A 12,301-nucleotide genomic window follows, 5' to 3' on the forward strand; every position below is an offset into this window, starting at 1 on the left:
AAGCTGATTAAATCATTGAAAATTGTATAAAGAAGAGTGCCAAAAGGAAAAGCACGTATGCATCATCGGCAGTTTTGGTCGTTGAAGCATACGTGTTCACCTTGGCAATCTCTTCTCTCGAAAGTACTTTTTGCGCGATGGATGGATGGCCGAATTGGTACTGGTATCCTACCAAAAAATCTTTTGCCTATATTTGGCCCGTCAAGTGCGCCCTGAATTTTTTTCACTCTAAAATTGACATGGTGAGTGGTATAGAAGGGATGGTGAAGCCTATAAATCAGGTTTTCAAAGTGTTCCGATGGACTGGGAAATAAATTCCAAGCGTAAAATTCAGTTTTTGAAACGTTGGAAGAAATTACTGAAAATCAGAAAAACAGGGTTGGGATTTGGCCAAGATAATTCTCCCAAAGTTGGTCTTGGGGATTTAAATTTTATGCGGCATTTCTAATATAATCCAATTAGCGCTGTAATTTTACTTTTATGATTGATTTTAAAAAGAACATCAAGTTTCGGATAGGATCAGAGGACTGGGAAATGCCTTTGGGCGTATTGCTACTTTTGATAGGGATTGCGGTGGGGCTGATGATTGCTGGGGCTTATTTTGGTTTTGAATTTGGGAAATCAGTGAGCGGACTTTCGGATTGATCCCCTAAACTGCTTCAGACTATCAGATGTGATAGTCTGATAGCCCAAATCCATAAATGATCTGCCAAAAAGCTATCTCCTCTCCAGAATCGATAATTTTTGCGGTTAAGAGCGAGCCTGCTTGCCTGATAAATTCCAAGGAAGTTTCAGGCTTTGATTGTTACCAACTGACTTTCTGGAGCTTTTTGGTCTGATAGATCTTTTTCCTGCGTTTTTGGTGATTAAAGGGTTCCATTTTTTTAAGAGATAGATTTTCTGCTTAAGACATCGTTACTAAATGAACAACAACAAGGATCAAGGCTTGAATAATTAGTCTAAAAACAGCCCCCAACCATCATCATATTTATTGGAAGGATCAAAACCTTTGACCCAATGTACAAATAGCCCCTGAAAATCACTGATGGCATCACGGAGCAATTGCAGGTGTTCTTCAGCATGGGTGTCCACCATGGCCACAGAGTAGGTCATGGAGTTAAGGTGCCTGGCATGGACTTTCATAAAGACGGCATTTTCCATTTTCAGGATAAAATCATCCACTCCTTCTGCCCCAGCAAACTTCCCACAGATGACTGTGGCATCTTCCAACATAAAAGTTCCATACATCTCTTTGGCGGTTTCATCAAGTGCGCCTACCAAAGCTTCGGTGAGGTGCATGATGTCATCGGCCTTTTGCATCAAAGGATGTTTCCTGATCCGATCCTGTTCTTTTCTAAAATCTTCTTCGTCTCCGCTGTCCCAGCTGTCATCGTCTTCAAAATCATCCCACATAGGTTATTTCTATTTTTATACTCAAAAAAAAAGCGATCATACGATCGCTTAAATATAGTCTTTTTGAGAAATCTCTACCTATTAGAAAGGCAAAATATCTTCTCCACTGTCATCATTGAATGTAGTGACTTCCGGTGAGCCTGCACTTGCCTGTCCACCAGCTGGGCTGTCTCCTTGCTTGTCCACTCTCCAAACTTTCACATCTGTGTACCAACGGCTGTTATATTCGCGACTTTCGATCTCGATTCCGGCTTTTACCGCATCACCCTGCTGCATGTTGAATTGATCGATCTTGTCACCCCAAACTGTCATGCAAACTTTTTTAGGATACTGTCCTTCGGTCTCTAGGACATAGTCTCTTTTTCTCCAAGTTCCGTTTCTTCCGTTTCCAGATTGTTCCGGAAGGACTTGAATGATTTTACCAGTAATTTCCATATAGCTATATAATTTTTATTTTTTTCCGAACCACGAAGGTACTCAATCACGCTCTCTATTAAAAAATACTCTACCTAATTTATCAAAGTTTTTTGACTTTGCCTATTGGGGGAGATGATAAGGTGAATAGATTATAAATTGATCATTATTAATAATGAAATGTGTAAAAATATAAACGAATAGTATTTTTAGAGAAGGGTAAGGGAGGTTGTTTTCTGGAATTTTTTTACCGGTGGAAGGGAAATAGTAAAGTATTGATCAGCCTCGGACTTTTATTTCTATGTGAATGTTTATCTTTGAATCAATTGATTTTTATGGGGGCATCAAAAGAGAAAACATACACCGAAGGCAAGATCATTACTGCATTGACTCAGTTGGCTATTCCGATTATTTTGGCCAATGTATTGCAGACCGCCTATCAGTTGATTGATACTTTTTGGTTGGGGCGCCTTGGTGCCAATGCTGTGGCAGCGGTGAGTATCAGTTTTCCCATTCTCTTTTTGATCCTATCATTAGGGGCTGGCTTGACTTTGGCCGGGACAGTCTTTGTTTCCCAGCATAAAGGAGCCAATGACCAATCTAAAGTGAATTATGCTTCCTCACAGACAGTGATTGTCGTATTTGTGGTGTCTGTATTTTTGGCGTTGATCGGTTATTTCTCTGCAGGTCCATTGATGAGGTTGATTGGTGCTGGCCCAGAGGTCTTGTCTGATTCGGTCTCCTATTTTAAGGTGTCCGCATTGGGTTTTGTCTTCCTCTTTATGTTTTTTGTCTTCCAGTCCTTGATGCGTGGCATTGGTAATGTGCTGTTGCCGGTCTATGTGATTCTGGTGACGGTCTTTTTGAATTTGATTTTGGATCCCCTATTTATTTATGGTTTCGGGCCCATTCCTGGATTTGGGGTATCAGGAGCTGCGGTGGCTAGTGTGATCACACAGGGTTTGTCTGCAGTGGCTGGTATGTATATTCTTTGGAAAGGAAAACATGGGATTAGAATTCATTTTTCAGAAATGAAATTTGATTGGCCATGGACCAAGAAGCTCTTTCAGTTGGGTTTGCCCTCCAGTATGGAACAGTCTGCCCGGGCTTTAGGCATGACCATGATGGTAGTCTTGGTGACCAGTTTTGGCAGTGAAGTAGTGGCAGCTTATGGGATTGGGGCGAGGATTTTGAGTTTTGTGATTATTCCTGCTTTGGGTTTGGCCATTGCAACCACCACTTTGGTGGGGCAGAATATCGGTGCCCGAAAGACCAAAAGAGCTGAGAAGACTGGGTTTTTAAGTACTAAGATTGCTTTTTTTGGTTTGACGGGAATCGGGGCTTTGCTCTTTATATTTGCTGAAAACCTGGTCCGGTTTTTTGTACCCAATGAACCACAGGTAATTCATGACGGGGCGCTGTTTATTAAAATTATGGGGCCAAGTTTTGGCTTTTTGGGAGTACAGCAAGTGATCAATGGCACCTTTAATGGAGCCGGTTTCACCAAAGCGTCCATGTTTATTTCCTTTTTGAACCTTTGGATTATTCGTTTTCCTTTGGGCTATTTCTTGGCCTATCATACCAGCTTGGCACATGAAGGGATTTATTGGGCCTTCCCTATTTCCAATTGGATTTCTGCCACAGTTGCCTTTGTCTATTTCAAAATGGGCTATTGGAAGAAACGTTTGGTTTAGAAAATTTCAACTACCCAAGAGCTATCAAAAAATAGTACATTTGTCTATGGCTTTTTCCATCAAAGATTATCTCTACCAGGAATTCTCAGCCCAAGGCTTGGATACCAGCAATGAGGCATTTATCCATGCTTTGGAGGTGGCTTTGTTTTCTGATAGGTCTTTGTTTCTCACAGGAAAAGCAGGAACAGGCAAAACTACCTTTCTCCATACCCTGAGGAAACTTAATCGGGATAAAAATATGGCAGTGGTCGCGCCAACAGGAGTGGCGGCAATCAATGCCAAGGGAAAGACCATTCATTCATTTTTCAAGATCGATCCCCGGCAGATATTTTTGCCTGGCGATCCTCGCTTGCAGCCTAAGGCCAAGGAAAAGGGCATGTCCATCTTTGAGCAGTTCCAGTACCGTAAAAAACACCGAGACCTTTTGAACCGCATGGATATTTTGGTGATTGATGAGGTTTCTATGGTTCGGGTGGAGATTTTGGATGTGATCGATCAATTATTGAGGGTGTACCGAAAGAGGATGCACCTGCCCTTTGGAGGGGTGCAGATGATCTTTATCGGTGACCCTTTCCAATTGCCTCCTGTGGTGAGAAACACCGATTGGGAGCATTTGGCGTCTCATTATCAGTCGAGATTTTTCTTTTCTTCGCATGCCTTTAAAGCCCTTCAGCCGATTCATATTGAATTGCAAAAAATATACAGGCAAAAAGATGAGCGTTTTAAGGATATTCTCAATAGAATCCGCGAAAGTGACCACTCGGAGGAAGATTTACGGATTCTAAATGCGACAGCCAGTAAATACCGATTCGAGCTGTTGGATCAGGAGTATATCCTTATTGGCACACACAATGCCACCATCGCCGAAATCAATAAACAGAAACTGGCAGAGCTCAAGAAGGAGCCACGCACCTATCCTGCCGAAATCAAGGATGATTTTCCAATGAACATGGTCCCTTTTGATCCGATTGATCTGACTTTGAAGTTGGGCGCACAAGTGATCTTTATGCGGAACAATGCTGAGGGAAGATACTATAATGGCATGATCGGGAAAGTTTCCAAGATGGAGAATGACTTGATTGAAGTGGAAGACCATCGGGGTTTTATCTATGAAGTGCGCAGGGAGACATGGGAAAATGTGGAGTTTGTCTATAACGAGGCAGAAGAGCATTTGGAAGCCAAAATCATTGGAACTTTTACCCAGTTTCCGCTAAAATTGGCTTGGGCCATTACTGTTCACAAAAGCCAGGGGCTTACTTTTGAAAGGGCCATTTTGGATATCAGCAGGTCATTTGAAGCTGGGCAGGCCTATGTGGCCTTGAGTCGGTGCACCAACTTGGAAGGTTTGGTACTGAAGTCCCCCATAGGAGTTCAAAGTGTCAAAGTGAGCCCGGATAGTCTGGACTTTAGTCGTCAGCGACTGGCCGCAGAGCAGATTGAAAAAGAATTGGAAATGGCAAGGGCCATGCAGCTGTTGAAGCATGCCTTCCGGGCATTTAAGCAGGGAGAATATGAATTGGCCCAGCAGATGTTTGATGAAGTGCAGGCCGTTCATGATGTGACCACTTACCCCAAATGGCAGCAGTTTTTAAAGCTAAAAGATCAGTTGGAGGATCGGTTTTATTGTAGGAATTAAGTTTCGTAACCATATTTTAAATGTTTCAGTTAAGTCGTATGAAGGCTGTAAGTATTGGCCTGTTGGTTTTATTAACCACATTTGTTTTTTTGACGTCCTGCGAGAAGGAACAAGTACCGGAGAGGGATCCTATTCAAAAAGTACTGGTGATCGGAAACAGCATTACTTTTCATCCACCTGCTCCAGAGATCGGATGGAACAATGCTTGGGGAATGGCGGCCAGTGCCCCTGAAAATGACTTTTTCAGTGTGCTAAGCGATTCTTTGAGAAACCACAATCCTGAAATAGAAATAGTTCGTGAGAATGTTTATCCTTTTGAAAAGTTTTTTGGAACATTGGATTTTAGCCAGTATGAAGAACTTAAGGATTTGGAGACAGAATTATTGATCATCAGGTTGGGAGAGAATGTAAATACGAATGATGTAGAGGACCATAATTTTGCCAATGCCTTAATTGACTTTGCCGCTTATCTTAAGGGAAGCGAGGAAACTGATGTGATTATTACCACTTGTTTTTGGCAGAATCCAATTATGAACGAGCAGCTTAAGTGGGCAGCGCAAAAAGAAGGTTGGACTTTAGTGGATATTACCTATTTAAGTACTAATGATGCGAATATGGCTTTGGGTGAATTTGAGGTAGAGGGCGTATCCAGACATCCTAGTGATCAAGGCATGAAGGAAATTGCCAGGCTGATATGGGAGCATATTATGAGGTAAATTTGCCAAAATTTATCGATCCTTTCAGGAGATTGAGTTAAAGGGGCTGATTTTTAGCGGTATATTGAGTATTTTGTGTCAGTTGCTCAGGTTTAAAAACTTACAAAATACTTTAGCTCATGAAATTCAAGAATTCTATCCTACTTATTATTCTTTCCCTGTTTTTTGTAACTCCTTTGATGGCTCAGGAGGAAATGGAAGAAGAAGGTGAGACCAAAAACAGGGTTTTATTTTCCTTGGGTTATACCTGGATTCCTCAAGGTGCTGAGTTAGAGGAAATGGAAGTGGGAGATGGTTTTTTTGTGCCAGCGGTAGGTTTCGATTATTTCAGAAAAATCCATGAACGTTGGGAAATTGGGATGATGTGGGACTGGGAGTTAGACCATTATATTGTCATAAGCGAGGAATTGGAAAGAGAGCGGGCCATGCTTTTTGCCTTGGTGGCCAACTATGAGTTGACCGAAAAATGGGCGGTTTTTGCCGGTGGAGGTGCAGAATTTGAAAAGAACGAGAACTTGGCGATTTTCAGGTTAGGAACAGAATATGCCATAGAAATGCAGAATAACTGGGAGTTTGTTCCTGCTTTGATGTTTGATTTTAAAAAGGGCTATGATACCTGGTCTTTGTCATTGGGCTTTTGCAAAAAGTTTTAAAATCAAAAGTGGATTTACCTGTTTGACCGCTAAGTTACCAAAAGATTTGGCTCCTTTGGGTATTATTAAAATTGACCAAAGAAGTTAAAAGAATGAGCGTTGGGTTCAAATTCTCAATATTAAAGACACTTACTTTCAGGTCTAAGGGTTGAAAGCCTATTAAAGTTTAGATAGAGTTTTGATAAATTATAATTCAAAAAAAGTTATTAATTGTATTTTTCTTTATAAAAGTCAGAATAGAAAATAGCTTGGCAGACATTCACAAGTTTAGACCGACAAATCAATTACAAAAGGATTGTTTACGGCAGTTCAAAAAGTGGTTTCCTGAATTGACCGATAAAGTTAAGTTCAGAGAGCCATTCATTCATCCAGAAAGTTTTTGCTTTTACGTATCGTCAGACAACCCTGAGTTTGGAGAAATCTATTTAGACATTGGCGACAGCGAAATAACAGTATTTACTGACTTTGATCATTCCCATTATCCACTTCATTGGGTTGACGAAGAGAAAAGCAAAGACATTCAAAGACACAAGATAATTGGAATTGCACTCGAAAGTATTAAGGACATTATCAGAGGAAATGTAATGATTGAACTTGAAAAGAAAGGGGACAAAATCATAAAAGCTTACAGTTACCATAAAGACCAACCAGACAATAAATTAAGTTTTGTCCTTACACTTGAACCAGGGGGTGAGAAACTCACCAACTCTGACTCGACAATGCCATTGGAACGAGTGACGGTTAACTGGCACGGACTAGTAAAAAAAGAAAAGCTACTTGTGCCAGTAAAGACTGAAAGTCAGACGGGCATCTTTCGTAAAATAAAAAGTTGGTTCTCAAAGTAAACTTTGGGCCGTTCTACAGTATTGACAAACACTGACTAGAATGGAAAATAAGTGGGGAATACCATCAGAAGTCGAGCAACTTGTTCAGAGTAGAGATACATCTTGTGTTTATTGTGGTGTAGAATTTAAATCAGATAACAAAGAGCGTAAATTCAGGCAATCGTGGGAACACATTGTTAATGACATTGGAATCAATAGCCCCGAAAATATAGCTTTGTGCTGCGTTTCTTGCAATGCGAGTAAGGGTGCTAAAAAACTTAAAGACTGGCTGAAGTCCAAATATTGCGAATCCAAAAATATCACCTCACAAACTGTTGCTCAAGTGGTAAAAGATGCTCTGAATTATGATATGTAGTCTTTATGAGAATTGTGTGCAGGATCGTTTTTAAACCATACCAAATTAAGCTCGAAAATACCTATCTACATATCGAAAGGAATGGCCAGTAGCGCGCTTTAACAACTCCTTTTCGGCTTAGCCGTTTGTATAAGAAAAAGGATCATTATGGCCCTAAAGTATCAATATCGAATTTTCAAAGAAAGCCAACGCTTTGACCAATGGTGGGTATGGCTGATGCTGGTTGCGGTGACCTTGGTGCCTGTTTATGGCATGTATCAGCAGTATGTTTTGGAACAGCCTTTTGGAGACGAACCCATGTCCAATGGAGGGCTGGTGATGAGCTTTTTATTGATACTGGCGGTGGATATGCTCTTTATGATTATCCGCCTCCGCACCCACATCAATGCGCATCAAATAGAAATGTTCTTCTTCCCTTTTAAGCGGAAAGTTGTCCAATGGGCAGAAGTGGAGAAAGCGGAAGTAGTTGATTATGGTTTCGTGGGCTGGGGAATCCGGCTATTTACCCGCTATGGTACCGTTTATAATATCAAAGGAAGCAAGGGACTGGCTATCCAGCTGAAGAGTGGAAAGAAATTCTTGATAGGAACCCAAAAGCCCAATGATCTCATTCAGTTTTTATTGGCACGGGATGAAGCTCAATCAACCCCAGACTTACCGTAATTATATTTTAATTGATCATTAAAAAAGAAACTAGTCATGAACGAGCATCCGATCGTTACAGAAATAAAAAAGCACGCTACATTTAGGTTAAAGGAAAACAGCGCAAAAATCAATAGCTGTTTGGAGTGGTTGTCCGAGGAAGAGATCTGGCACAGACCGAACGATGCTTCCAATAGCATGGGTAACCTGGTTTTGCATCTATGTGGCAATGTCACACAATACATCATCTCCTCTTTAGGGCAGCAGGAAGACCTCAGAGACCGTGATCAGGAATTTTCCGCTTCTGGGGGATATAGTAAGGAGGAATTGATAGAGAAGCTGACCAATACCATCAATGATGCCTGCTCCACAATTGACAAGCTAGACCAGGAAGGAATGGAAACAAAGTATAGTGTGCAAGGATTTAGTTATACTGGAGTGGGGAATATCATTCATGCTGTGGAGCATTTTTCATACCATACAGGTCAGATTGCTTTTTGGACCAAGATTCTTCGGCAAAGAGATTTGGGCTTTTATGCCGGTATGGATTTAAATCAGAAAAATAGAACTAAATGATAGTGAATTGGCCTGTTTTCAATAGGTTTGGAAGACTTTTAAATTGCAATGTAGTATGAAACCTGAAGTTTTTATAAATATCATCTGAAATAACCAATTTACCCTATAATGACTCAGAAGAAAACAATGGACTTTCATCCCTCACATGATCAAAGGATTGATGCGTATATCACAAAGGCACAGCCTTTTGCTGAACCTATTTTAAGACATTTAAGGGCCTTGGTGCATCAAGCTTGCCCGGAAATAGAGGAAACCATCAAATGGGGCATGCCCCACTTTATGTATCGAGATGAAATCCTATGCTGCATGGCCAGCTTCAAGGCACACTGTGCCTTTCTGTTTTGGAAAGGGACCTTGATGAAAGATCCTGTTTTGAAGGAGAATGCTGTGGGAGAAACAGCGATGGGACATTTGGGGAAGATCACGAGTATGGAGGACTTGCCCTCAGATGAAAAGATGCTGGATTACTTGCATGAAGCCATCACCTTAAACGAAGAAGGGGTCAAACTACCCAAAAAGCCCTCTAAGAAGAAGAAGGACCTGAGCATTCCTGAGGATTTAAAAGTTGCCCTTGAAGCTGCTCCCGATGCATTGAATACTTTTGAGCAATTCAGTTACAGTAATCAGAAAGACTATATCGAATGGCTTGAAGAAGCCAAGACAGACAAAACCCGTCAGAAAAGGTTAAAAACAGCTATTGAGTACATGGAAGAAGGCAAGCCCAGAAACTGGAAATATATGAAGGAATGGAAAGGCAAATAAACGATTTGCCTTAATTGCTCCTTTTACAGTACTCCTATGCTTTAGTTGATCAATGCTTTTGTTCTGTTTGTCTATGATTTGATGCCTAATTTCTAGAAAGTGCTTTTCTTTAGCATTTTGAGCTGATTTTTAGTTAAATTTAATTAGACCAAACCTGCTAAAAATGAAAGCCTTAGTAGTGATTTTGACATTTTTGACTTCACTATTTTTTTCTGGAGTTAAAGCCCAAGACCAACCTTCTCCCATCATTTTTATTTATGATGCCAGCGGTTCCATGTGGGGCCAAATCGATGGTAAAACCAAAATGGAGATTGCATCACAAGTATTAAGTGAAACTATCGAAGAGCTTCCGGATCAGCAAGCCATTGGTTTGGTAGCCTATGGACATCGAAACAAGACCGATTGCCGTGATGTGGAATTTGTAGTGGCCACTCAACAAAATTCCAAATCCCAGGTCAATACAGCTTTGGGAAACATTAAGCCATTAGGAAAAACCCCCTTGGCCTACTCAGCGGAATTGGTTATCGGAAAATTGAGGGAGTCAAAAGAAAAGGCGACTGTAATCCTGGTGACGGATGGGATAGAATCCTGTGACGGTGATTTATGCAAAGTGGTCCAATCCGCCAAAGCTGAAGGCATTGATTTTAAGATGCATATTGTCGGTTTTGGGCTTAAGGAAGAGGAAACCGCACCTTTAATATGTGCCGCCAAAGCAGGTGAAGGGCAGTATTATGATGCTGATAATGCTGAAGGTTTGAGCGAGGTGCTTCAAGAAGTCACCAAAGAGACGGTGGATAAACCGGACGGAAATTTCACCGTATCGGCTCTTAAAAATGGTGTTCCTGTTGATGCCTTGGCAAGGGCTTATAAGGCAGGAACTAAGCAACTGGCCGCCATGGCCAGGACCTATAGGGATACTGGGTCAATGTACCTTGCCCCGGGAATTTATGATTTGGAGGTGGCCCCATTGGAAGACAGTGATGTAATGCCTTTGTTGGTAGCAGGTCTGGAGAGCAAGGCCAATGAAACAGTTCATCAAACCATTAGTTTTGATGGAGCCAAGTTTTTAGTGATGGCCAAGAATAATGAAGAAGGTTGGGATACCATGGTAAAGATTTTCCCTACAGGCAGCAAAAAAGCATCTTCTGGTGGAAGAACCTATGGGCGGGAAGATACTTATGAATTAAATCCCGGAATGTATGATATAGAGTTGACCGCATTGGTGATCAAAGGGCCTCAAATCTTTCATAGGATAGACAGTGTTCAAATTGGTGCAGGAGAAACCAAAAAGATAGCACATACTTTTCAATCTGGTGAGGCCAAGATAGGTGTGGTTTCTGGGGAAGAATTGGTAGATGCAGTGGTAAAAGTCACCGATCCCGGCACTAAAAAAGTGGAGGCTAGTAGCCGAACCTATACAGCGCCAAATAACAATCCCCGATCATTTATTCTTACGCCTGGAACCTATGAGATCTCGGTAATGAGCCTTGGAAAGCATGCAGGGTATTCGGAAACATTTAGCTTGGAAGTGAAGGCCGGCGAAACAGTGGAAAAAATATTAAGCATCAAATAAGAGCGTAATGAAAAAGATGTTCAAAGCTTCCAGCCTATTGTTTTATCTACTTTGTTTTGTGGTATTTACCATATTGGGAACCGTTACCGCAGGCCTTGCTGGAGCCGGTGACGGTCAGGGTTTGGCCGGGGGTGCCATAGTCCTAGGTTACGGGGTCATGACAGGCTTTGGTGTTTTTGTGCTGGCCATCATTGCGGTTTATAGTTTGGACCAAAGAAAGATCGTGACCATGAATAAAGTCCTTGGGGGCTTTGTTTTGTTGTTATTGGGTGTTTTGGCGATTCGGATCTTAACAGTACAAAGGATAGAAGAACCCAAAGAGGATGTGATCAGAAAGCCCTCACCTACTACCCAACCTGTAAATTTTCTTCAATCTGACGAGATGATGGGCTTAGGTTTTTTTGCTCCACAGGTTGATGATGGAAATAAGCTTTACTTTTACAACAACCCTTTTCAAAATTACCAAAACCTAAATACAACTATTTATGACAGTTTGGTCTTTATGAATGATCAAAATGGAAATCCGGGGATCAGTTATGCTCCTCCCTGGTTGCTCCCTGAGATCAACAAGTTGGATTATGGAATACTTTATTTTAGAGTACTTGGTGCTGGCAGGGAATACATTGAAATAGAAGTCAATGTCCAGACCCATCAGACTGCATTTATCCAAAGGCAATCTGGAATGCTCCTTTTTTGGCCAGATTTTCTTTTGGGAATGCATTCCGTGGAGTTTAACCAAGGAGAACAAACTACGGTGCGCATTAAGCCTTTGTCGTATGCAGGAGAGGTAATTCAGGATTTTGAGTTTATGAGAGCGTTGGAGATCAAAGAAGAATGGATGATGGTGGCTTTGCTGGATACTGATTTTAAAGAAGTGGGAAAGGGGTGGATTCAGTGGAGGGCCGGTGACCAAATGCTCATTAACTATAATTTGTTGAGCTAATTGGCAGTATCTCTTTTGGTAAACATTTAATGATTTTTTAACTCAATATTCCTTACAGTAGATTTTTGAGCCCTTAATT

At 41.2% G+C, this 12,301-nt stretch carries 14 protein-coding genes; 12 read left to right on the plus strand and 2 right to left on the minus strand.

Annotated elements, in window-relative coordinates; translation table 11 throughout:
- Nucleotides 1-480 precede the first annotated feature (480 nt).
- The gene (locus tag JL001_RS06365; RefSeq protein ID WP_200980631.1) at nucleotides 481-645 is read left to right on the plus strand and encodes a hypothetical protein; all 165 of its coding nucleotides are present in this window, start codon (nucleotides 481-483) and stop codon (nucleotides 643-645) included.
- 309 nt (nucleotides 646-954) lie between these two features.
- Here JL001_RS06365 and JL001_RS06370 read toward each other — a convergent pair whose 3' ends face one another.
- Nucleotides 955-1,413: a hypothetical protein gene (locus JL001_RS06370; RefSeq protein WP_200975298.1), complete on the minus strand. Its 459-nt coding sequence runs from the start codon at nucleotides 1,411-1,413 to the stop codon at nucleotides 955-957.
- A gap of 81 nt (nucleotides 1,414-1,494) precedes the next feature.
- Entirely contained in the window at nucleotides 1,495-1,848 is a 354-nt protein-coding gene (locus JL001_RS06375) for a DUF3127 domain-containing protein (protein WP_200975299.1), read from the minus strand.
- Nucleotides 1,849-2,162: 314 nt separating this feature from the next.
- Between JL001_RS06375 and JL001_RS06380 the strand changes: the two genes are divergently transcribed.
- From JL001_RS06380 to JL001_RS06430, 11 genes are all read left to right on the plus strand, one after another.
- Nucleotides 2,163-3,521 (plus strand): MATE family efflux transporter, encoded by a 1,359-nt coding sequence (locus JL001_RS06380; protein WP_200975300.1) that lies wholly within the window; start codon nucleotides 2,163-2,165, stop codon nucleotides 3,519-3,521.
- A 46-nt stretch (nucleotides 3,522-3,567) separates the two neighbouring features.
- Nucleotides 3,568-5,157, plus strand: coding sequence for an ATP-dependent RecD-like DNA helicase (locus tag JL001_RS06385; RefSeq protein ID WP_200975301.1), 1,590 nt, complete (start codon nucleotides 3,568-3,570; stop codon nucleotides 5,155-5,157).
- Nucleotides 5,158-5,177: 20 nt separating this feature from the next.
- On the plus strand, nucleotides 5,178-5,873 hold the full coding sequence (locus tag JL001_RS06390) for a hypothetical protein (protein ID WP_200975302.1): 696 nt from the start codon (nucleotides 5,178-5,180) through the stop codon (nucleotides 5,871-5,873).
- A gap of 119 nt (nucleotides 5,874-5,992) precedes the next feature.
- Nucleotides 5,993-6,526, plus strand: a complete 534-nt coding sequence (locus JL001_RS06395) for a hypothetical protein (protein ID WP_200975303.1) — start codon at nucleotides 5,993-5,995, stop codon at nucleotides 6,524-6,526.
- Nucleotides 6,527-6,855: 329 nt separating this feature from the next.
- The gene (locus JL001_RS06400; RefSeq protein ID WP_200975304.1) at nucleotides 6,856-7,371 is read left to right on the plus strand and encodes a hypothetical protein; all 516 of its coding nucleotides are present in this window, start codon (nucleotides 6,856-6,858) and stop codon (nucleotides 7,369-7,371) included.
- A 40-nt stretch (nucleotides 7,372-7,411) separates the two neighbouring features.
- Nucleotides 7,412-7,726 carry an HNH endonuclease gene (locus JL001_RS06405; protein WP_200975305.1) on the plus strand — a complete coding sequence of 105 codons (315 nt, stop codon included), beginning with the start codon at nucleotides 7,412-7,414 and terminating at the stop codon, nucleotides 7,724-7,726.
- A 147-nt stretch (nucleotides 7,727-7,873) separates the two neighbouring features.
- Nucleotides 7,874-8,389, plus strand: coding sequence for a hypothetical protein (locus JL001_RS06410; RefSeq protein WP_200975306.1), 516 nt, complete (start codon nucleotides 7,874-7,876; stop codon nucleotides 8,387-8,389).
- A 36-nt stretch (nucleotides 8,390-8,425) separates the two neighbouring features.
- Nucleotides 8,426-8,944: a DinB family protein gene (locus tag JL001_RS06415; RefSeq protein ID WP_200975307.1), complete on the plus strand. Its 519-nt coding sequence runs from the start codon at nucleotides 8,426-8,428 to the stop codon at nucleotides 8,942-8,944.
- Nucleotides 8,945-9,052: 108 nt separating this feature from the next.
- Nucleotides 9,053-9,706, plus strand: coding sequence for a YdeI family protein (locus tag JL001_RS06420; RefSeq protein WP_236252731.1), 654 nt, complete (start codon nucleotides 9,053-9,055; stop codon nucleotides 9,704-9,706).
- 163 nt (nucleotides 9,707-9,869) lie between these two features.
- On the plus strand, nucleotides 9,870-11,279 hold the full coding sequence (locus tag JL001_RS06425) for a VWA domain-containing protein (protein WP_200975308.1): 1,410 nt from the start codon (nucleotides 9,870-9,872) through the stop codon (nucleotides 11,277-11,279).
- 7 nt (nucleotides 11,280-11,286) lie between these two features.
- A complete protein-coding gene (locus JL001_RS06430; RefSeq protein WP_200975309.1) occupies nucleotides 11,287-12,222 on the plus strand; it encodes a hypothetical protein in 936 nt (311 codons plus the stop codon).
- Nucleotides 12,223-12,301 lie beyond the last annotated feature (79 nt).

Source organism: Echinicola sp. 20G, from assembly GCF_015533855.1.
Taxonomy (GTDB): Bacteria; Bacteroidota; Bacteroidia; order Cytophagales; family Cyclobacteriaceae; genus Echinicola.

What these genes read in the sequence shown, in the direction of transcription:
- JL001_RS06365 (WP_200980631.1), top strand. Translation starts at nt 481, where the DNA reads ATGATTGATTTTAAAAAGAACATCAAGTTTCGGATAGGATCAGAGGAC.
- JL001_RS06370 (WP_200975298.1), bottom strand. Translation starts at nt 1,413, where the DNA reads ATGTGGGATGATTTTGAAGACGATGACAGCTGGGACAGCGGAGACGAA.
- JL001_RS06375 (WP_200975299.1), bottom strand. Translation starts at nt 1,848, where the DNA reads ATGGAAATTACTGGTAAAATCATTCAAGTCCTTCCGGAACAATCTGGA.
- JL001_RS06380 (WP_200975300.1), top strand. Translation starts at nt 2,163, where the DNA reads ATGGGGGCATCAAAAGAGAAAACATACACCGAAGGCAAGATCATTACT.
- JL001_RS06385 (WP_200975301.1), top strand. Translation starts at nt 3,568, where the DNA reads ATGGCTTTTTCCATCAAAGATTATCTCTACCAGGAATTCTCAGCCCAA.
- JL001_RS06390 (WP_200975302.1), top strand. Translation starts at nt 5,178, where the DNA reads ATGTTTCAGTTAAGTCGTATGAAGGCTGTAAGTATTGGCCTGTTGGTT.
- JL001_RS06395 (WP_200975303.1), top strand. Translation starts at nt 5,993, where the DNA reads ATGAAATTCAAGAATTCTATCCTACTTATTATTCTTTCCCTGTTTTTT.
- JL001_RS06405 (WP_200975305.1), top strand. Translation starts at nt 7,412, where the DNA reads ATGGAAAATAAGTGGGGAATACCATCAGAAGTCGAGCAACTTGTTCAG.
- JL001_RS06410 (WP_200975306.1), top strand. Translation starts at nt 7,874, where the DNA reads ATGGCCCTAAAGTATCAATATCGAATTTTCAAAGAAAGCCAACGCTTT.
- JL001_RS06415 (WP_200975307.1), top strand. Translation starts at nt 8,426, where the DNA reads ATGAACGAGCATCCGATCGTTACAGAAATAAAAAAGCACGCTACATTT.
- JL001_RS06420 (WP_236252731.1), top strand. Translation starts at nt 9,053, where the DNA reads ATGACTCAGAAGAAAACAATGGACTTTCATCCCTCACATGATCAAAGG.
- JL001_RS06425 (WP_200975308.1), top strand. Translation starts at nt 9,870, where the DNA reads ATGAAAGCCTTAGTAGTGATTTTGACATTTTTGACTTCACTATTTTTT.
- JL001_RS06430 (WP_200975309.1), top strand. Translation starts at nt 11,287, where the DNA reads ATGAAAAAGATGTTCAAAGCTTCCAGCCTATTGTTTTATCTACTTTGT.